Origin of the sequence: Microbulbifer sp. GL-2 (assembly GCF_007183175.1) — a bacterium.
Lineage (GTDB): Bacteria > Pseudomonadota > Gammaproteobacteria > Pseudomonadales > Cellvibrionaceae > Microbulbifer.
In genome coordinates this window covers 1,670,511-1,689,833 of the sequence record NZ_AP019807.1, presented here as the reverse complement: position 1 = coordinate 1,689,833, position 19,323 = coordinate 1,670,511, and the positions used below count along the sequence as shown (strand labels likewise).

General features: G+C 55.0%; 20 protein-coding genes. 11 read left to right on the top strand and 9 right to left on the bottom strand.

The annotated features are described in order from the left end of the window. Window positions 1-41: 41 nt before the first annotated feature. The 7 genes from GL2_RS07395 to GL2_RS07365 all read right to left on the bottom strand — a co-directional run bounded on the left by GL2_RS07395 (window position 42) and on the right by GL2_RS07365 (window position 9,039). Window positions 42-1,613 (bottom strand): alkaline phosphatase, encoded by a 1,572-nt coding sequence (locus tag GL2_RS07395; protein WP_143730051.1) that lies wholly within the window; start codon window positions 1,611-1,613, stop codon window positions 42-44. A 16-nt stretch (window positions 1,614-1,629) separates the two neighbouring features. Next, window positions 1,630-3,165, bottom strand: a complete 1,536-nt coding sequence (locus GL2_RS07390) for an alkaline phosphatase (RefSeq protein ID WP_143730050.1) — start codon at window positions 3,163-3,165, stop codon at window positions 1,630-1,632. 291 nt (window positions 3,166-3,456) lie between these two features. Next, window positions 3,457-3,831: a gamma-butyrobetaine hydroxylase-like domain-containing protein gene (locus GL2_RS07385; RefSeq protein ID WP_143730049.1), complete on the bottom strand. Its 375-nt coding sequence runs from the start codon at window positions 3,829-3,831 to the stop codon at window positions 3,457-3,459. Continuing rightward, complete coding sequence (gene hslU, locus GL2_RS07380) at window positions 3,832-5,148, bottom strand: ATP-dependent protease ATPase subunit HslU (RefSeq protein WP_143730048.1); 1,317 nt, start codon at window positions 5,146-5,148, stop codon at window positions 3,832-3,834. Window positions 5,149-5,225: 77 nt separating this feature from the next. Continuing rightward, the gene (gene hslV, locus GL2_RS07375; RefSeq protein WP_143730047.1) at window positions 5,226-5,765 is read right to left on the bottom strand and encodes an ATP-dependent protease subunit HslV; all 540 of its coding nucleotides are present in this window, start codon (window positions 5,763-5,765) and stop codon (window positions 5,226-5,228) included. A gap of 414 nt (window positions 5,766-6,179) precedes the next feature. Continuing rightward, a complete protein-coding gene (locus GL2_RS07370; protein WP_143730046.1) occupies window positions 6,180-6,743 on the bottom strand; it encodes an SPOR domain-containing protein in 564 nt (187 codons plus the stop codon). 82 nt (window positions 6,744-6,825) lie between these two features. Beyond that, a complete protein-coding gene (locus GL2_RS07365; RefSeq protein WP_143730045.1) occupies window positions 6,826-9,039 on the bottom strand; it encodes a primosomal protein N' in 2,214 nt (737 codons plus the stop codon). Between the two features lie 285 nt (window positions 9,040-9,324). On the opposite strand from GL2_RS07365, the gene rpmE reads away from it, so the two are divergent. The 10 genes from rpmE to rsd all read left to right on the top strand — a co-directional run bounded on the left by rpmE (window position 9,325) and on the right by rsd (window position 16,241). Continuing rightward, window positions 9,325-9,537: a 50S ribosomal protein L31 gene (gene rpmE / locus GL2_RS07360; protein WP_143730044.1), complete on the top strand. Its 213-nt coding sequence runs from the start codon at window positions 9,325-9,327 to the stop codon at window positions 9,535-9,537. Window positions 9,538-9,891: 354 nt separating this feature from the next. Then, complete coding sequence (locus tag GL2_RS07355; RefSeq protein ID WP_143730043.1) at window positions 9,892-11,145, top strand: malic enzyme-like NAD(P)-binding protein; 1,254 nt, start codon at window positions 9,892-9,894, stop codon at window positions 11,143-11,145. A gap of 122 nt (window positions 11,146-11,267) precedes the next feature. Further along, window positions 11,268-11,699: a hypothetical protein gene (locus GL2_RS07350; protein WP_143730042.1), complete on the top strand. Its 432-nt coding sequence runs from the start codon at window positions 11,268-11,270 to the stop codon at window positions 11,697-11,699. A gap of 81 nt (window positions 11,700-11,780) precedes the next feature. Then, entirely contained in the window at window positions 11,781-13,364 is a 1,584-nt protein-coding gene (gshA, locus tag GL2_RS07345; protein ID WP_143732823.1) for a glutamate--cysteine ligase, read from the top strand. 49 nt (window positions 13,365-13,413) lie between these two features. Continuing rightward, on the top strand, window positions 13,414-14,016 hold the full coding sequence (locus GL2_RS07340; protein WP_143730041.1) for an ACP phosphodiesterase: 603 nt from the start codon (window positions 13,414-13,416) through the stop codon (window positions 14,014-14,016). Beyond that, window positions 14,013-14,504 carry a disulfide bond formation protein B gene (locus GL2_RS07335; protein WP_143730040.1) on the top strand — a complete coding sequence of 164 codons (492 nt, stop codon included), beginning with the start codon at window positions 14,013-14,015 and terminating at the stop codon, window positions 14,502-14,504. The genes GL2_RS07340 and GL2_RS07335 overlap by 4 nt, the downstream gene beginning before the upstream one ends. Window positions 14,505-14,510: 6 nt before the next feature. Further along, window positions 14,511-14,927, top strand: a complete 417-nt coding sequence (locus GL2_RS07330; RefSeq protein ID WP_197736532.1) for a CidA/LrgA family protein — start codon at window positions 14,511-14,513, stop codon at window positions 14,925-14,927. Next, the gene (locus GL2_RS07325; protein ID WP_143730039.1) at window positions 14,920-15,465 is read left to right on the top strand and encodes an LrgB family protein; all 546 of its coding nucleotides are present in this window, start codon (window positions 14,920-14,922) and stop codon (window positions 15,463-15,465) included. The genes GL2_RS07330 and GL2_RS07325 overlap by 8 nt, the downstream gene beginning before the upstream one ends. A gap of 23 nt (window positions 15,466-15,488) precedes the next feature. Continuing rightward, window positions 15,489-15,605 (top strand): LrgB family protein, encoded by a 117-nt coding sequence (locus GL2_RS22320; protein WP_172621084.1) that lies wholly within the window; start codon window positions 15,489-15,491, stop codon window positions 15,603-15,605. 168 nt (window positions 15,606-15,773) lie between these two features. Continuing rightward, on the top strand, window positions 15,774-16,241 hold the full coding sequence (rsd, locus tag GL2_RS07315) for a sigma D regulator (RefSeq protein WP_143730038.1): 468 nt from the start codon (window positions 15,774-15,776) through the stop codon (window positions 16,239-16,241). A gap of 173 nt (window positions 16,242-16,414) precedes the next feature. Here the strand turns inward: rsd and GL2_RS07310 are convergent, their stop codons facing one another. Further along, a complete protein-coding gene (locus tag GL2_RS07310; RefSeq protein ID WP_143730037.1) occupies window positions 16,415-17,200 on the bottom strand; it encodes an FKBP-type peptidyl-prolyl cis-trans isomerase in 786 nt (261 codons plus the stop codon). Window positions 17,201-17,655: 455 nt separating this feature from the next. Between GL2_RS07310 and GL2_RS07305 the strand changes: the two genes are divergently transcribed. Further along, window positions 17,656-18,567, top strand: a complete 912-nt coding sequence (locus GL2_RS07305; protein ID WP_143730036.1) for a histidine kinase — start codon at window positions 17,656-17,658, stop codon at window positions 18,565-18,567. 182 nt (window positions 18,568-18,749) lie between these two features. Here GL2_RS07305 and GL2_RS07300 read toward each other — a convergent pair whose 3' ends face one another. After that, window positions 18,750-19,250 (bottom strand): TIGR02444 family protein, encoded by a 501-nt coding sequence (locus GL2_RS07300; protein ID WP_143730035.1) that lies wholly within the window; start codon window positions 19,248-19,250, stop codon window positions 18,750-18,752. Between the last annotated feature and the right edge of the window lie 73 nt (window positions 19,251-19,323).

Sequence of the window (19,323 nt, the reverse complement as noted above, 5' to 3'; positions counted from 1 at the left end):
TGAACCGCAGTTAAGAATTACCGTAATCAACAATACGGCTATTAGTTGGCATTCTGCTCCAGCAGGCCACCTGAACGAGCCATAACATGGAACAGGAAGTTCTGTTCATTGGTTCCGCTCACTAGGTGTGCACCGGGTCCGCTCGCCCATACGCCCACATCTTCACCGGCGTGAGATTCACTGCTCATAGGTACCAGGGCATCCTGCTGGTAGTCGAGTGCCGCAGTATCAATGCTGGTAAGATCACCTCGCCTAGCGTCATCAGTGGAGCTGTAACCTGGGCCATTTGCATAGGTAAGAGTGGTATAAGGCAGGCCATCTCCTGCCAGTGAAGGAGCGGCTTCCGCCTCACCACTGCTGTCATTACCAACCACCTTGCCGAGAATCGGGTTTCCGCGAGTCGGGTAACCAGCAATCGTCATCACGTGGCTGTGGTCGGCAGTGACGATTATCAGGGTGTCTTCTGCATTGGTGTTGTCCATCGCGTATTGGATAGCTTCGGCAAACTCCACTGCATCAGTCAGTGCGCGGTGGGCATTGCCAGCGTGGTGACCGTGGTCAATACGGCCGGACTCAACCATCAGAAAATAACCATTATCGTTTTTCTGCAGGAGCTCGAGACCTTTAGACGTCATCTCAGTGAGTGAGGGTTCACCGGCAATATCACCCTCACGAACGGCTTCATACTCCATGTGCGAAGAATTAAACAAGCCAAGTAGCTTGTCAGTTGAAGCACTGTCTACAGCGTTAAAGCCTGTAGTGTCTTCAACATACACAATATTGTTCACACCGTCGTTATATCGGGTCTTCCACTCATCCACCAGGTTGCGCCCATCTTCACGGCGCCCGGCTTCTCCCTCGATATCGGTGACAGCGCTGGGCAGGAAGTTGCGGCGACCGCCGCCCATGACAACATCGATACCATCGCCGGCTTCCAGTTCAACCAGCTGTGCAGCAATATCGGTACAACCGTCAGGAGCAGCTGCTTCCCAACCGCGCTCTGGTACCTTGGCGTAGGTGGCTGCTGGAGTAGCATGGGTGATGCGCGCAGTACTGATAATACCGGTGCTCTTACCCAGATCCTCTGCCAATTCAATAGCCGTAGTAAGCGGGCGCTCCAAGCTGGCTGCGCAATCGCCGCGAGCTACATCTTCCGCGACACTTAATACACCAGCCTTGGTCTTAACCCCGGTAACCAGAGCCGTCATGGTACCGGCAGAGTCCGGGGTCTGCTGGTTGGTGTTGTAAGTTTTCACCAAGCCGGCAAAAGGCATTTTTTCAAAGCTCAGTTGGTGCTCCTCACCCTCGAGCCCCTGTTGCTGACCGGCGAGAATACGCGCGGCAGTGACTGTGGAAATACCCATGCCATCGCCAACAAACAAGATAATATTTTTTGCCGCGCCGGGAGTATTGTTAATTGTGATTGCCTGTGCAGCTTCCACAGCCTGCTGCCCCTGTTTAAACCAATTGCTATCGAGCTGCCCCTGAGGCAGGTTTAACACATCTTCTGGCTCAGGAAGCTCAACGGGATTGGAGCTGGACTTGTCGTCACTGCAACCTGCGGCCAGCAAGGCTACAGAGAAAGCCAGCAGGGTCTTTTTAAAATGTCTCATGGTGATTTACCCCCAGTTATTCTTCTGTCAACGACAAGTCAGTCGCAGCAGTCATCACATGGAAAAGCGCACTCTGCTCCAGGCTCCCTTGTACCAATTTGGCACCGGCACCAATGGCGTGCAGGCTGATATCTTCACCCGCGTGGCTCTCTGACTCCAAGTGGACCAAGGCTTCCTGGTGAAAGCCCGGTGCCTCAGTGTCTACACCGGAAATATCCTTGCGCCCGGTATCAGCGGCTATATCGTAACGCTCATCCGCATCAGTGTTCTCACCGAGATCAGCAAAGCCCAGACCGTTGGCATAGGACAATGTGGTGTAAGGCAATCCATCGGATGCGGTTTCCACTTCAGCTTTTGCTGCACCACTACTGTCATTCTCAACCACTTTGCCGAGAATCGGGTTGCCGCGAGTCGGGTAACCGGCAATGCTCATCACATGGCTATGGTCCGCAGTTACCAGGATCAGGGTGTCTTCCAGATCTACCTTGTCCAGCGCTGTCTGTACGGCATCGGCGAAGGCGATAGCATCGTGCAATGCGTTATAGGCGTTGCCGGCGTGGTGACCGTGGTCAATTCGGCCCGACTCCACCATCAGGAAATAGCCATCGCTATCCTTCTGCAGGAGTTCGATCGCGGTACCGGTCATCTCGGCAATACTCGGCTCATCGCTCTCCTTGGCAATGCGATCCGCATCGTAACTCATGTGGCTGCTGCTGAAGAGTCCCAGCAGCTTATCTGTGGAGGCGAGGTCCACGCCCGCCAGCTCAGATCCGGTCTGCACATATTCTGCGCTTTGTTCGCCTTCATAGCGCTGTAACCACTCACTGGTGAGGTCGCGCCCGTCTTCGCGTTTCCCATTGGCGTCGGTGGTTGTAAAACTGCGACGCCCACCTCCAAGCATCACATCAATACCATCCCCATATTCCAACTCAACCATTTGCGTGGCGATATCCACGCAATTTCCTTCAGCGCTGTACTCCCAGTTTCGCTCTGGACTACGCGCATATGTTGCAGCCGGGGTAGCGTGGGTCAGTCGTGCGGTAGAAACGATACCGGTAGATTTTCCACGGTTTTCCATCAATTCGAGGAAGGTATTCAGCTCTTTACCTTCGGTGCTGGCGCAATCAGCGCGCAATGCATCGCCATCGATATTGATGACTCCCGCACGGGTTTTAACACCGGTCATCATCGCAGTCATGGTGCCGGCAGAATCCGGGGTCTGCTGATTGGTGTTGTATGTTTTGATCAATGCGGAGTGAGGGAACTCCTCAAAGGAAAGGGTATTTTCCTCACCACTCTGACCACGCAGTTGGCCTTCGAGAATTCGCGCAGCGGTGAGTGTGGAAATACCCATACCATCGCCCACAAACAGGATGACATTTTTCGCAGTTTTGTCTTCACGAGAGAGGGCGGCACGCTCCTCCAGGCGTTCAGCACTATCGGTAAACCAATCGCTACTGGTTTGGTACTCGGGCAAGCTGGCAGCTGAAACTGCAGAAGCGAGGGGGATTAAACAAAAGGCGCTGAGTGCGCGGACAAGTTTTTTTGCCACTGTGGGCCTCCAGAACTCGTGAAATTTCGCAAGCATTAGAGTCTGGAAATGTGACAAAAGAATTACGCGCCGGTTAACTTCTAAAATTATCTATTAGCTGGCCGGCAGCCATTTATCCAAGCGTAAAAGTAGTTACACACTTTTGTTACAGTAATGCGAAAATCACCCGGAAGCAGCTGTTTTCTCGATACTTATTAGTTATCGCGAGGAGGCACATCGATGTGCGCCGACATGCACAAACTGACTAAATAATCTGTACTTCAGATCCAGTTGTATGGATGGCGCGCGGTGTTATCCGATAAGTTTCACCACGCTTTCATCAGGGTCCCGCCCCTTGCCCTCCGCGCGTAAGCGCTGCAGGTAGCTCTCCCAATTAGCGCTGTAATTCTCGACCAATTCGCGCAGGTATTCCCAGGTATAAATACCCGTATCATGGCCGTCATCGAAGTCGATTTTCAACGCATAGCGACCAGCTGCCTCGATCTTGTCGATGCCCACATTCATTTTGCCATCCACCAGAACCGGAGCACTGTTGCCGTGGCCACGCACTTCGGCGCTGGGGGAGTAGACGCGCAAATACTCTGCCGGCAGGGTAAATTCGCCATCGGCAAATACCAACTGCAGGTTTTTCTCTGCGCGATTTAATCGGATTTTTTGCGGTTTCATTTACAGGATAAAACGCGACAGGTCCTCGTTTTGGCTGAGCTCACCCAGGTGACTATCCACATAAGCGGCATCCACGTTCAGGGTTTTATCACCATCGCCAGCATCGAAAGAGATTTCCTCCAGCAGACGCTCAAGCACGGTGTGCAGACGGCGCGCGCCAATATTCTCGGTACGCTCATTCACCTCATAAGCTACTTCTGCAATGCGACGAATACCCTCATCAGTAAACTTCAGGTCCAGACCTTCTGTAGCGAGTAGAGCTTTCTGCTGCTCGGTCAGAGAGGCTGAGGGTTCAGTGAGGATACGTTCAAAGTCCGCTGAAGTCAGCGAGCTCAATTCCACCCGGATCGGCAGGCGCCCCTGCAGCTCGGGGATCAGATCCGAGGGCTTGGACAGGTGGAAGGCACCAGAGGCAATAAACAGGATGTGGTCGGTCTTCATCATGCCGTACTTGGTATTGACTGTGCTGCCTTCAATCAGCGGCAGCAGGTCACGCTGAACGCCTTCGCGGGACACATCAGCACCACCGCTTTCCTGACGCTTGGCCACCTTATCGATTTCATCGATAAAGACGATACCATTCTGTTCTGCGGCGCGAATTGCACGGGTTTTTATATCCTCATCATTAACCAGCTTGGCAGCCTCTTCGTCGGTGAGCTGCTTCATCGCCTGCTTAACCGGCAATTTACGCTTGCGCGTCTTGCCCTGGGACATATTTGAGAACATGCCCTGCAGTTGGTTAGTCATTTCTTCCATGCCCGGAGGTGCCATAATTTCCACACCCACGGGCGCTGCAGCCATATCCAACTCTACTTCCTTATCGTCGAGCTCTCCCTCGCGCAGCTTCTTGCGAAATAGCTGGCGAGTACTGGAGTCTTTGTCATTCGGCTCGGTGGAGCGCGCTGGTGGCAGCAGCGCATCGAGGATGCGCTCTTCGGCGGCATCCATGGCGCGTTGTTGAACGCCAGACATCGCCTGCTCGCGCTCCTGCTTCACCGCCATCTCAACGAGATCGCGTACGATAGATTCCACATCGCGGCCAACATAGCCAACTTCGGTGAACTTGGTCGCTTCCACCTTGATAAATGGCGCATTAGCCAGCTTCGCTAGCCGGCGCGCAATTTCAGTTTTACCTACGCCGGTAGGGCCGATCATCAGGATGTTTTTCGGGGTGATCTCAGCACGCAAATCCTCGCTCACCTGCATGCGGCGCCAGCGGTTGCGCAGCGCAATAGCCACGGCACGTTTTGCGTCCTGCTGGCCGACAATATGGCGGTCGAGTTCGTGGACGATTTCTCTGGGGGTCATCTGGGACATATCAATTCCTGCAAAACTGTCGGCGGACTATTAAAGTGGTCCAGCCAGCCACTGGCGCCTGGAGAGGCGCTTGGGATTTAATAATTTAATTCTTCGATGGTGTGGTTCTGGTTGGTATAAACACAGATATCACCGGCAATTTTCAGGCCCTGCTCAACAATCGCGCGGGCATCCATATCGGTATTGTCAATTAGTGCCCGCGCTGCAGACTGGGCGAAAGGCCCACCTGAGCCAATGGCAATCAGGTCATCTTCCGGTTGAATAACATCGCCATTACCGGTCACGATCAGGCTGGCGCTCTCATCGGCCACTGCCAGCAAGGCTTCGAGGCGTCGCAGGGCGCGGTCGGTGCGCCAGTCTTTGGCCAGCTCCACCGCAGCACGGGTCAACTGACCGCCATGGGCTTCCAGCTTGGCTTCAAAGCGTTCAAACAGAGTGAAGGCATCGGCGGTGCCGCCGGCAAAACCGGCAATCACTTTGTCCTTGTACAGGCGGCGCACCTTGCGTGCATTGCCTTTCATTATGGTGTTACCCATGGACACCTGGCCGTCGCCGCCAATCACAACTTTACCGTTGCGGCGACAGGATAAAATAGTGGTTCCGCGATACTGTTCCAATGGAGACCTCTCGGATTACGCGTGTGCTTCAGCGCGAAAGGTGGTGAGCAATCGCGCCGGGAATTTCATTCAGGTTAGATAAGTGAGGACGATGCACGCCGATTTCAATAAGAGGAGGGGCAATTGCTATGTTCAGAACTCCCTACTCACCAAGGATTTTCCTTTAATGATCCTGACAACACTCGACTTCAGCCCACTGTTAGCCACTTTTTATCCCGCCTAATGCCAGCGCTGATTTCCGTCGCAAGTACTGTGTCTTATATGGGAGTCACGAGTGAATCCTGAGTCGAATCAGCCTGGCCACTTAAATAGCTTATTGCTCTGGGGTTAGCACCACCAGGCAGGGTGGTTATCAAAAGATCGGAGGCTCTACCTTTTAGTCAACTGCACCGGTTGGGATGCCCAACCTTTGCTTCAGTTGGCAGGGCGTTTCAGCACCAATGGCATCAACCGGTGCTCAGCCAGTACCTGGCGCGCCTTGGCCATACGCGAGCGGGTGTCGAATGGACCCACTAATACCCGATGCCAGGTGCCGCGGCTGTCGCTGGCGGACTCCACTTTGACATCCAGATTGGCCAGGGTGAGCCGCACTCGCAAGCGCTCGGCCTCAGTGGAATCACGGAAAGAAGCTGCCTGCAGGATATAAACCTGTTGCGGAGGCTTACTGACAGTCCCCTGAGCTGTGCCGGAGCCCTGCTGGCGCTGCGCCGGCCTAGCCACCTTGGGTGGCGGTACAGAAACCTCGTTTTCCTTCAACATGGTGTAGAAATCAAAGCGCGGCTGGTTAAGCTCCTCTGCAGCCGGCTTTGACGCCGGCGATTTACCGTTGCTGCCGGCACTCTTACCTTCTCCGGTAATTCCGTATTGAAGGAGCAGGAAAACCGCGAAACCGCCGAAAATATTGCCCAGGAAAAACCAGCCCCAGGCGGGCTTGCCCGCGGAACTTTTACTGCGGCGATTGGTTTTGCGACGGCTCATTTAGGATTTCTTCCCTGGGTGGTCTGTTCAGCGTGCGAATTGTACCGCCAATTGCACCGAAGGCATTGCACTCTGACAAAAATTACGACAATTCCTGGGCATCCATGTCCACCGCCCAACGCAGGCGGCGATTTTTATTACCTTCCGCCCAGGCACACACGCGCGCCAAAAGAGGCTGCAACTGCGCCCGGTTTTGTGCGGTTACCTGTATATAAAAACGGAAGCGCCCCGACTTGCGCTCCAGCAGTGCCGGCACCGGGCCCAGATACTGTAACTGGGGTGAGGGTGGTACCAGGGACTGCATAAACATTCGCGCATTTTGCAGGAATTCCTCCGCCCAGCCGGGCTCTTCGCACTCCGCTCTTACCAGGGCCATAGCGTGAATTGGTGGAAGCTGCGCCACCGCGCGATCGCGCAGCAATTGGCGTGCGAAGGTGCCGTAACCCTTTTCCAGCAACATCTGTAACAACGGGTGCTCAGGAAAGCGGCTCTGCACCAACACCCGTCCGCTCAGGCTGCCCCGCCCGGCACGTCCGGCCACCTGCTCCAAGAGCTGTCCGGTACGCTCAGGGGCGCGAAAATCTGCACTAAACAGCCCACCATCGGCATCCTGAATGGCGACCAGTGTTACCCGTGGCAAATGATGCCCCTTTGCCAGCATCTGAGTCCCCAGTAACAGGCAAGGCTCTCCATCACGCGCCGGAGCCAACAGTTTATCCAGAGCCTGCTTACTGGCAGTAGTATCCCGGTCGACGCGGATTACCGGGTAGTCAGCAAAGCGCCGCGTCAACAACTCCTCACTGCGCTCAGTCCCTCCTCCCAGAGCAGAAATCGAGCGGCTATGACACTGTGGGCAAGTGTCCACCAGCGGGCGGCGATAATCGCAGTGATGGCAGCGCAACTGGCGCTGGCGCCGATGCATAGTGAGTTTGCTGGAGCAATGTGGGCAATCGGCCAGCCAACCGCAGTCGTCACAGGTAAGAGCTGGAGCGAAACCGCGCCGGTTAATAAATACCAGAACCTGCTCGCCGCGTGCCAGGGTATCGCCGATATGACGTAAGACCTGGGGGGAAAACCCCTCCTCCAGTGGCTCGCGCAGCGTGGGAACCACATGAATCTGTGGCGGGCGCGCATCACCTGCTCGCTCGCGCATACGCAAATGTTGGTAGCGGCCGCTGAGGGCATTGTGCAGGGTTTCCAGGGAAGGGGTGGCAGAACCAAGCAGTACCGGCACATCGGTATTGCGTGCCAACACTACCGCCAAGTCGCGGGCTGAATAGCGCACGCCATCCTGCTGCTTAAAAGAAGCATCATGCTCCTCATCCACTATTACTATGCCGAGTCTTGGCAGTGGCGTCATGATCACCGAGCGGGTGCCAATCACAATATCTGCCTGTCCGGCTACCGCAGCCAGCCAGGACTGGGCGCGCTCCCCCTCAGCCAGGCCTGAATGCAGGGCGGCAATACTGTGCCCGGGAAAACGCGCGGCAATACGCCGCAGTGTCTGTGGTGTGAGGCCTATTTCCGGTACCAACAACAGTGCCTGGCGCCCCTCAGCCAATACACCTTCCATCAGGCGCAGGTATACCTCGGTCTTGCCACTGCCAGTGGTTCCTTCAAGCAGGGTGGCTGAGAAGCAGCCACAATCCACAGAGTTCAGCACCTGCTGTTGCTCGCTGTTCAATTGCGGCGCTGGCACTGATTCTGCTGTCGGTAACTGTGGCGGCACTGTAGGTCCAGTCTCCCATTCCACCAAGCCACGCTCCTGCAGAGCACGCACTACCGCCGCAGTGTGTCCCTGGGCCTTCAGATAGGTATGGCTCTGTTTACCGCCCGACATTAGTTGCTGTAACAGAGCCTGCTGCTTGGGGGCTCGCGCCAGTGCAGATTCCGGTAGCCCCTTACCCTCGGTGGTGAGCTGTAACCACTGTTCGGCCCAGTGATCCGCTGACTTGCCCTTGCGCAAGGCAGCGGGCAGGGCGGCGGCATAGACTTCACCGATTGGCGCCTGGTAGTAGTCTGCGATCCAGTTAAGGAGCTTGCGGCTGTCCCCGTGAAAAAGAACTGTATTATCGACCAATTCCAGTGCAGGTTTTAGCTGCGCCAGCGGCGACTCCTGCACAATATCCACCAGTACCGCTACCAGTTTGCGTCCGGCAAAAGGCACCCACAGGCGCTGGCCTGGCTTTAGTTCCCTGGAGTCCAGCCCCTCAGGGGGCAGATAGTCGAACAGGCGCCGCAAAGGTACGGGTACCGCCAAGCGTAAAATGACATTTTGTTGGACCGCCTGTTGCACCTCGCCCCCGAAAACCTCAATTAAAGGCACTAGTGTACTGGCTGGTACGGCTAGGTACAGAGCGTAATAGGTGGTCAGCAAAATTAGCTAACAGGGAGGGAACCATATGTACCTGACCAACAGAAGAACTGCCGCAGCAGGGATCGGCATTTGGGCTTGAACCCCGGCGCTAATCTGATAGTATGCGCCGACTTTTTAATCAGCCTGGAACCAGTCCGGTTCCTGCTCCAACGACGATACCGTGCCCGGCAGCAGATCGAGTGGCGGTTTCGAAATGAGGCAATCATGAAAGCAGATATCCATCCGAACTACACTGAAATCTCTGCCACTTGCTCCTGTGGCAACGTAGTCAAGACCCGCTCTACCCTGGGTAAAGACCTGCAGATCGACGTATGCTCCCAGTGCCACCCTTTCTACACTGGCAAGCAAAAACAAGCTACCACCGGTGGACGTGTGGATCGCTTCAAGAAGCGTTTCGGCAGCCGCATCGGCAAGTAATCCGAATATTGAGATACTTCGGTATCTCGGAGGAGGGCGCACGGGAATTCCCCTGGCGCCCTTTTTTATGCTCCGAAATCCCCCACCTGCACTCTTGAGTAACCCACCGGCAAAATCGATTTGAATTACTTAATCTTATTGATTTTGACGATAAACCTATCCTTCAAAACCGCGATTTAACAACTGATCATCCTGAAATTGGCCAATTGCTAAGGGCAAAATAGTAAGAAGTATCTGCTCCCCCCCTCCTTTGAGCTTGTAGCTGCAAGCGCCCCTCGGTTATTCTCTGGCCCCCGCAGTAACCGGGATAACACCGCGGTGTTGCCCCCCAGTTTTCGAGAGAACAGCCCCCAAATGACGGATTCATTACGCCAGGCAGCGCTCGATTACCACGCGCTCCCCAGTCCCGGCAAACTTTCAGTTGAGCTGACCACCGCCGCCGAAACCCAGGAGGACCTGTCCCTGGCCTACAGTCCGGGGGTGGCCGAACCGGTGCGAGAGATCGCCAGAGACCCAGAGGCTGCCTACCGCTATACCGGCAAGGGCAACCTGGTGGCGGTGATATCCAATGGCAGTGCCATCCTCGGCCTCGGCAATTTAGGGCCGCTGGCCTCCAAACCGGTAATGGAGGGCAAGTCGCTACTATTCAAACGCTTCGCTGATATCAATTCGGTGGATATCGAGGTGGACGTCAACAGCCCGGAGCTGTTTATCCAAACCGTTTCCGCCATTGCCAACACTTTCGGCGGCATCAATCTTGAGGATATCAAGGCGCCGGAGTGCTTCCATATTGAAGAAGCGCTAGTCGAGCGTTGCCCGGTTCCCGTTTTCCACGACGACCAGCACGGCACCGCTATTGTGACCGTCGCCGGAATGCTCAACGCATTGGAGATCCAGGGCAAAAAAATCAGTGAAGTACACATGGTTTGCCTGGGCGCCGGTGCCGCCGCCACCGCCTGCTGCAAACTGTTGCTGGCTGCAGGCGCGCGCAAGGAGCAGATCACAATGCTCGATAGCCGAGGGGTAATTCATTCGGGCCGCACCGATATCAATGCCTACAAGGGCGAGTGGGCGCGGGATACGGATATGCGCACTCTGGATGACGCGATCAGCGGCGCCGATGTTTTTCTCGGCGTATCCGGCCCGGACCTGCTCTCCGCCGAGCAACTGCAGCGCATGGCACCCAAACCGGTAATCTTTGCCTGCTCCAATCCGAATCCGGAGATTAAACCGGAGTTGGCCCACAGTGTACGCGACGACCTGATTATGGCTACGGGGCGCTCTGACTATCCGAATCAGGTCAATAACGTGCTGTGCTTCCCCTTTATCTTCCGCGGCGCCCTGGACGTGCGCGCGGCACGGATAAATGAAGAGATGAAACTGGCAGCGATAGAAGCTATCCGAAAAATCGCTCACCTGCCGGTACCCGATTCGGTGCGCGAGGGTTACGGCGGTGTGGAACTGAGCTTTGGCTCCAGTTATATCCTGCCCAAGCCCACAGACCCGCGCCTACTGCCGGAAGTGGCTGCCGCTGTAGCCCGCGCAGCCGTGGACAGTGGTTGCGCACGCCTCCCCTACCCGGAGCACTACCCACTGGAATCTGTGTAACAATTCCCACCTCAACCCACGGGAGCGGGCGTTTGCCGCGTTCGCTCTCACGGACTCCTTGAGCCGCGCAGCACCCGTCGCTAAACTGCCTTTCTGTCACAGCATCAAAGTTGCCCAACACAATGAGTCACGTCTACGTGCTGACCAACCAGCACCAGCAGTTCCTGAGCAAAAGCGGCGAATGGCTGGAAGGTCGCGAGCCGAACAAACTGTTTCGCAGTGAACATAAAGATGTCGCCATTAACCAGATGTTCGAGGCCAATACGCGTGACGTCAGCCTGCGCATTGAATTGCTGCAGTGCGAGTTGAATAACAAGGGCCAGCCCCTTGTGCCAGAAGAGTCCCTAGCCGAAAATTCCACTCTGCAGGGTGACCCGGAAATTGAACCGGCCGCCCCCGAGGAAATGCCCGCACAGGAACCCCCTGAACTGGAGCCCCAGGTAGAACCGGAAGTGCCCGCGGAGCCGGCGCCTGAGGTCGCACCTGATCAAGCCCCAGCAGAAACGCCCGCTCAACCCGGCGAAAATAAATCGGAATCTGAGTCCGCCGCCTGAGTGGCGACTCTTTCAGAACCGGCACCAGTCGCCCAATCCAGCGACGAAAAAGAAAGTTCCGGTAGTACCAAGGAGATTCGAGTGCCTATTCCCCACCTGGCCGCCCTGTCTCAGGCCAAACCTGTGCAATTACTCAAGGGCATACGCCGCGGACTCGAAAAAGAGAGCCTGCGGGTCGCCAGTGATGGCACCCTGGCGCAGACCCCCCATGCACAGGCATTGGGCTCTGCGCTCACCCACGAGAGTATCACCACTGATTTTTCCGAGGCGCTGCTGGAATTTATCACGCCTCCGGTAGCCACCCCGGAAGAAGCGCTGCGGATACTCGACCGCATCCATCGCTATACCTACAGCCAGATCGGTGACGAACGCCTGTGGGTCAACAGCATGCCCTGTGTGATCGGCACCGATAGCGATATTCCGGTAGCGCGCTATGGCGCTTCCCATAGCGGCGCCATGAAGACTATTTACCGCCTTGGTCTCGGACTGCGCTACGGCCGAGCCATGCAGACTATCGCCGGTATCCATTACAACTTTTCCCTGCCCGATGAATTCTGGCAGTGGCTGCACGAATTCGAGGGCAGCAGTGAGTCTCTGAGCGAATTCAAAACCCGTCGCTACTTCGATCTAATCCGCAATTTCCGCCGCAATTACTGGCTATTGATCTATCTGTTTGGCGCGGCACCGGCGGTGTGTTCTTCCTTTGTGGATGGACGCGAGCACAAGTTGCAGCCATTTAATGGCGACGACCACACCCTGCATGTCCCTCACGCCACCTCATTACGAATGGGCGACCTGGGTTATAACAGCGATGTGCAGCAATCCCTTATCGTCTGTTATAACAACCTGCGCAGCTATCTCTCTACTTTGTGTTCAGCCATCAGCCGTCCCTACGGCCCCTACCAGGAGCTGGGAGTGAAAGATGGCAAATCTGAATACCAGCAGCTCTCCACTGGCATACTACAGATTGAAAACGAGTTCTATTCGCCCATTCGACCCAAGAATCCGGCTGAACGCGGCGAGACAGCCCTGGCTGCACTGGATAATCGCGGGGTCGAGTATGTCGAGGTTCGCTGCCTCGATCTGAATCCGTTTATGCCCCTAGGCATTGACGCACAGCAAATGCGCTTCCTCGACAGCTTTCTGCTGCACTGTTTGCTTACCGACAGTCCCAAAACTAATGATGTCGACTATCGCGCAACCCAGGAAAACCAGCAGCGCATAGTCTATCGCGGCCACGAGCCAGGCCTGCTGCTGCGCTCTGGTGAAAGCGAACGCAAACTTGAGGACTGGGCTTCCCAGCTGTTGGAAGAAATGGATTCTGTGGCCGAACTGCTCGACAGGGCCTGGGGCGGCGATCAGTACCGAGGCGCCGTCGGTGTCCAGCGTGCAAAAGTGAAGGGGGAAATTCCCACTCCGGCACAACAGATATTGTCCGAAATGGAGGCGCACCAACTGAGTTTTTACCAGTGGGCCATGGAGAAGGCCGAACAGCACCGACACTATTTCCTCGAGCGCCCTCTGGACAGTGACTCAGTACGGGACTTTTCCCGCCAGGCAGAGGAGTCGCTGCTCAAGCAAAAGCAGGTGGAAGCGGAGGATAAGGGCTCTTTTGAAGAGTTCCTCAGTCACTATTACGCACAATATATTTGTTGTCAGGACTAGTCGGCCACCGGTGCCGGGCCGGATGTGCGGGCGCAAACGGATCTAGGGCATGAACTATCTCGCACACCTGCTGCTGTCCGGTCCTGAGGCACGATGGCGTCTAGGCGGACTACTGGGTGATTTTGTCAAAGGGCCATTGAGTGGCGAGCGGCCCGCCGCCATTGAGGCCGGCATCCGGCTGCATCGGCGGATCGATGCAACCACAGATAGCCACACAGCATACCGCGATGCATTGACGCAACTGGACCCCAAATGGCGCCGCTACGCCGGAATCGCCCTGGATATCTGGTTCGATCACCTGTTGGCACAGAACTGGCAACGGTGGCATCCACTGGGGCTGGAAGAATTCTGTACCGAATGCTGGAGAGACTTTCGCAGCGACAGCCGGTATATTCCGCCGCATGCGAAGGCATTTATAGCACGAGCAGAGGAGTTTAAACTGCTACAGAGCTACCGCGAAGAGCAGGTGATTGGCCTTACCCTGGAGCGAGTCGGACTGCGCCTGCGCCGCCCGGTGGCCCTGCAGGAGATACTGCCCGAACTGAGCGCCGGGCGGGAAAAGCTGGAACACAATTTCAATAAACTAATGACCGACTTGAATCTCGAAGCCACCCGGTTTCGGTTGCACTATTCAGGATCCGACAAATCATGACCTTACCTAATCCACGCATCACTTTTCTGCTGGTTTTCCTAATCGTTGCCTTCCTGCTTGGCGCTGCGTTCTATCTGGAATACGTACGCGGCCTGGAGCCCTGCAAGCTGTGTATTACCCAGCGGGTGATGCTGCTCGGTGTGGGGGTGGTCTCGCTGATCGCCTTCCTGCACAACCCCGCCACTATCGGCAGGCGCGTTTATGGCTTGCTGGTATCCATCTGCGCTCTGGGTGGGCTCTACTTTGCCGGCCGCCAGCTATGGCTACAGAGCCTGCCCGAAGACCAGGTGCCTGCCTGCGGCCCCAGCGTAAGCTATATGTTGGAAGTCTTCCCTATGGCCGATGTACTCAAGGCATTGCTTAGCGGCGACGGCAACTGCGCAGAAGTACAGTGGACCATGATGGGCCTGAGTATCCCCGGCTGGTCCGCGCTCGGCTTCGCCGCCCTGATCCTGTTTGGTGGCTGGCAGGCATTCCGCAAAGCGTGATAAAAGGTGGCGGCTCCACTGAGCCGCACTCTCACCAAAATGACCCCACCCACTCTGCGCAATATATTCCACTGGCTGATCGGCGCCGCCATTCTGTTTGGCTGTGATCGCCTGGGCAACCTCGCCAGCACAGCGCTCGAACTACCTGTACCCGGCGCGGTGGTGGGTATGCTATTGCTGCTATTTGGCCTGGTGATCTACGGTGGCGTACCCCGCGGCCTGGCCCAAGTCAGCTCCCAGCTTCTCTTCCTGTTACCCCTGTTATTCCTGCCCGCAGCAGTAGGGGTTTTCTTTCTGCGCGACCTGACCCTGTCAGAGTGGCTAGCTCTCATTGCCGCGATTGTGATTGGTACCTTGGTCAGCCTCGCTCTATCCGCTCTGCTTCTACACAGGCTGTTAGATAAGGGGCACAGAGATGATTGAATGGCTGCACAGCCCACAGTTCACCTTGCCGCTGAGCCTGATCGCTTTTTGGGCTGGTGTTCGCCTATACCGGTACAGTGGCACGGTATTACTGCACCCTATAGTGACTGCCAGCCTGATCGTAACGGCACTGCTCTACACACTGGATATTTCCTACAGTGACTACCAGCGCTCCAGTGCGCTGCTCTATGCACTACTCGGACCCGCAGTAGTGGCCCTAGCGGTGCCGCTGAAAAAGAACTTGGCAGTGATCCGCCGAGCCGGCTGGCCATTGTTAGTAACAATCGCAGTCGGTGCTGTTCTGGCTCCGGTTGTAGCTATTCTGATCGCTCTGTTATTTGGCGCGGGAGAATCCGTAGTACTCGCCCTCAGCAGTAAATCCATCACCACTCCAATCGCTCTTACGCTCGCCGAAAAAGTTGGCGCTGCACTGAGTCTCACTGCAGGCATAGTGGTATTTACCGGGGTGGTTGGCGCCCTGGCCGGACCGCCGCTACTGCGCCTTCTTGGTATTCGCGATGAGCGTATTCTCGGGTAGTACTCGGTATCAACGCCCACGCCGTGGGCACCGCCCGCGCGCTGGAAATCAGCACCCTGTGCGGTGCCTGTGCCGCCCTCGCGATGGGGCTCTGTGGCGCGTTGACCGCTCTCATCCTGCCGCTGGCCATTGGCAGCTGAACCACGCACAATTTCCACCATCAAAATCACAGGTTTGTCACAGTATTCTGGCGTACTTTGCACCCTCTTCCTTGCCGCCGGCGGGGGAATCTCCTATCTTCCATAAGGCCTTCGACACCAGCAATAACGCTGGCCTCTGCGGCAACAGTAAAAAAGGACATTTTCGGGATGTTGGAAAATTGCAAAACGGCGCGGGAGCGCTGGGGTGGTGTCAGCGAAATAATCGACCGCTGGCTACAGTCACGCCAAAACCTGTTAGTAAGCTTCTACCACCTTTCTGAAAAAAAAGAATTCAGTGAGGATGACCCTGAATCTGAAGACCGGGTACGCAAGTTATGTCAGCTTTTAGTGGATTATGTCTCGGCTGGCCACTTTGAAGTCTACGAACAATTGATGCGTGAAGGTCAAGCATTCGATGACAAATCAGGCCTAAAGAAAGCTTGCGAACTCTACAAAGATATCGATACGACTACTGATATCGCGGTCGACTTCAATGATAAATACCTGGAGACTGACGACCTCACCAGCCTGATCCCGGACCTATCCGAGCTCGGGGAAGCCCTGGAAACTCGTTTCAGCTCCGAAGACCAGATGATAGCCCTGTTACATACCGCACATAAAAACCAGATTGTCTGAGGCGAAAACACCTGGTCAGTTTGACCGTCACTGACTAACCATCGTGAAGGCAATGCTATCTGCAACTTTTTGCTGGTTATTCAAAAACGGTTTATTAATTTTTAAATCATCCTGTCAAAATAAAAAAGGACGCCGAAAGAGCGTCCTTTTTCAGTAAAGTCCCAAAAGTCAGATTATTCAGACTTGGGTTCTTCTTTCTTTTCTTCGTCTTTCTTTTCTTCTTCGCCGCCAACATTGGCTTTGTGCAGTTCCACTTCAAAAATCAGGGTCGCATTTGGGCCAATCTTACCGCCGGCACCGCCAGGACCATAGGCCAGCTCTGAAGGGATATACAGTTCCCACTTGGAGCCTTCCTTCATCAACTGCAGAGCTTCAGTCCAACCCTTGATTACACCGTTAACCGGAAACTGTACCGGCTCACCACGAGCGTAGGAGCTATCAAACTCCTCGCCATTAATCAGGGTACCCTTGTAGTCGACTTCAACGGTGCTGCTGGCAGAGGGCTTATTACCGGAACCTTCGGTAATTACCTTGTACTGAAGGCCGGAATCAGTGGTGATTACACCTTCCTTTTTCGCATTCTCTTCCAGGAATGCCTTACCCTCAGTCAGGTTTTTATCCGCTGACTCTTTAAATTCCTGCTCTTGCTTGGCCAGCATCTCCTGCTGCTTATTCTGCATTTGCTCCTGGAAGGCGGCAATGGTCTGCTGCTTATCTTCATCGGACAGGCGAGAATCGCGGTCGCTGGCAACATCATTTAGCGCCATCAATACCACTTTTGGATCCAGCTTCACATCCTGAGCCTGAAGACGCTTGGCCATATCTTCGGCAATGATGTAACTGACCTTCTTCTCCTGAGTATCCAGGGTAACTTCTTTTTCCTGCTTGGATCCCTGTTCGTTACAGCCGGTCAGCACCAGGCCTAGGGCAATTGCTGCAGCCAAAGGGTATTTATTCATGGGTGTTGTCTCTTTGTCCGTATTGCGTTTATGGATTCGCGCTTGACCTTGGTCCAACGCCGTCAGCGGCTTCTCAGGCAATGCTGTCGCGGCCCTAAGCCGTCAGGCGCACGCTATCCGCCAGTGCGCTCAAGTCTAACCCAAGGCGACAGCCAGTGCATACCGGTGACTTCCACACTGTGCTGGACACCACATTCCCGATGCCAGTTCCGAAATCCACCATAAAAAAACGCAAGCCGCGCTTTTTTCACCGCACACGGCATACATTTTTTTTACAAACAGCGCTATTATCGACCAGTCACCGGTTATTGTTCCGGACTGTTTGAGGTGCTTTTCAGTTTTGGGGCAATATACAGTGCGCGCGTCTCTTCTTTAGCGGTATCGATCGTATTTAAGGCAAGGCTAGTGCACCACCCGGAAGTGCCAATCGATAATAAACGTCAGGACATTTACTCATGGCTGCCAAACGAAAAGCTGTCAATCCGGTCGCAGAATTGGAAGCGCAAATTTCCAAGCTCACCGTAAAACTGGATAAAGCCCGCAATAAAAAAGTCACCGATGCCGGCAAGGCGGTATTAAAAGCTGGAAAAGCTCTGACTTCGGCAAAGGAAAAACTGGCCAAGGCCAAAACCAAACTGAGCGATACCCGCGCCGCGGCTAAAACCACTAAGACCGCCGCTGCACGGAAACGGGTTGATACCGCTAAGGCTAACGTGGAAAAACTCAATGACGCATTCCAGTTGGCCAAGGGAGCGGTAGCCGAAGCCAAGGATATACAGGCCCTGGCCAAAGCCGAACTCAAAGCGGCGGAAACAGTGCACAAAATTGCAGCCAAAACGGAGAGGGAATTCACCAAGAAGCAGCCAAAGGTTAAAAAGGTCCCAGCAGTTAAAAAAGCTGTGGCAACAAAAAAAGCCACCACAAAGACTGCTGCCAAGGCCATAAAAACAACTGGTACAAAGGCAACTAAAAAACCTGTAGCCAAAAAAGCTGCTGAAAAGAAACTTGCAGCCAAGAAGAGCAGCGCACGCAAGAGCCCGGCAAAAACCGCAAGTACAACCACAAAGAAAACTACAGCCAAGCCCGCTACAGCCAAAAAAGTGGCAAAGCCCGCCAGCAAAAAAACGGCTAAGACCAAGCCCGTATCACCGGCAAAAGCTCCAGTAGCGGCCAAGGCGAAAAATGAAAAGCCCAAACAGGCAACAAGTCGAGAGCCTGTGGCGGTGAAAAAAGCCCCGGAAGAAGTGAAAACCTTTGCGCCAGCCAAGGAACAAAATCCAGCCGAGCCTACACCACCAGCATCGACTATTACACCAACCACACCTGCCAACAGCCTGTTTTCCTCGGAAAACCCCGGCAGCGAGTAAAACTAAGTCATTGGCTTCCACTTGCAGCGCCCAGCCTGCCAATTTCTCTATTGGCGGCAGGGCGTGGCCCTTCAAAACGGTACCGCTCCGCAGAATTTAAGCAAAAGATTTTTTCCGCAATCAAACTTCCACACTTTTACCGTAATAAAACTTTGCATAAGCTCGGAAGCTGGGCAATCCGCTTAAATCGAATTCAGGTTTTTTGACTGTGTCATAAAGCTCTCAATGAGATCTGACCAGTGGGCCTGCTCTTTTTGTAACAAGCCATACTGCTGCCCGGCCAGCTCCAGTGCAGGGCGATCCCCCGGCCATTCCTCACTGCAGATTTTCCACAGTGCTGCCAGCTGTAACTGTTCGAGGTTAAGCTCGTAGCGCTTGCATAAATCATAAATCCGCTGTGTACGCGGGCGAAAGCGCCCGAGCAGACGTCGAAGGTGGCGCACACTACTAATCATGCGCCTCCTCGGCGCCAACCCGCGATCTGCAACCCGCCAGCTCTCTTCGCTCAACTGCCGCCCACAGGCGGTAGAGTAGCTCGCCCATAACAACAGACACACATCCGCACCTTTTCTGTCCTGACAGTCGAGCAGGAATGCCTCAACCTCCCCATGACGGTAGAAGTCCAGGCTGAACTGCCACAGAGGGTTTTCCTGTGGAGAAGATGGAGGTGAACTATTTGTCACGTTAGAATCCCGACCTTTTGTGGATCGGCGCTTTATACGGGCGGCGATTGGGCTCGAATACGTCGAATAGCCT

What these genes read in the sequence shown, in the direction of transcription:
- GL2_RS07325 (WP_143730039.1), top strand. Translation starts at nt 14,920, where the DNA reads ATGATTGAATGGCTGCACAGCCCACAGTTCACCTTGCCGCTGAGCCTG.
- GL2_RS07310 (WP_143730037.1), bottom strand. Translation starts at nt 17,200, where the DNA reads ATGAATAAATACCCTTTGGCTGCAGCAATTGCCCTAGGCCTGGTGCTG.
- GL2_RS07305 (WP_143730036.1), top strand. Translation starts at nt 17,656, where the DNA reads ATGGCTGCCAAACGAAAAGCTGTCAATCCGGTCGCAGAATTGGAAGCG.
- GL2_RS07350 (WP_143730042.1), top strand. Translation starts at nt 11,268, where the DNA reads ATGAGTCACGTCTACGTGCTGACCAACCAGCACCAGCAGTTCCTGAGC.
- rpmE (WP_143730044.1), top strand. Translation starts at nt 9,325, where the DNA reads ATGAAAGCAGATATCCATCCGAACTACACTGAAATCTCTGCCACTTGC.
- hslU (WP_143730048.1), bottom strand. Translation starts at nt 5,148, where the DNA reads ATGTCCCAGATGACCCCCAGAGAAATCGTCCACGAACTCGACCGCCAT.
- GL2_RS07340 (WP_143730041.1), top strand. Translation starts at nt 13,414, where the DNA reads ATGAACTATCTCGCACACCTGCTGCTGTCCGGTCCTGAGGCACGATGG.
- GL2_RS07335 (WP_143730040.1), top strand. Translation starts at nt 14,013, where the DNA reads ATGACCTTACCTAATCCACGCATCACTTTTCTGCTGGTTTTCCTAATC.
- GL2_RS07385 (WP_143730049.1), bottom strand. Translation starts at nt 3,831, where the DNA reads ATGAAACCGCAAAAAATCCGATTAAATCGCGCAGAGAAAAACCTGCAG.
- GL2_RS07355 (WP_143730043.1), top strand. Translation starts at nt 9,892, where the DNA reads ATGACGGATTCATTACGCCAGGCAGCGCTCGATTACCACGCGCTCCCC.
- GL2_RS07370 (WP_143730046.1), bottom strand. Translation starts at nt 6,743, where the DNA reads ATGAGCCGTCGCAAAACCAATCGCCGCAGTAAAAGTTCCGCGGGCAAG.
- GL2_RS07395 (WP_143730051.1), bottom strand. Translation starts at nt 1,613, where the DNA reads ATGAGACATTTTAAAAAGACCCTGCTGGCTTTCTCTGTAGCCTTGCTG.
- rsd (WP_143730038.1), top strand. Translation starts at nt 15,774, where the DNA reads ATGTTGGAAAATTGCAAAACGGCGCGGGAGCGCTGGGGTGGTGTCAGC.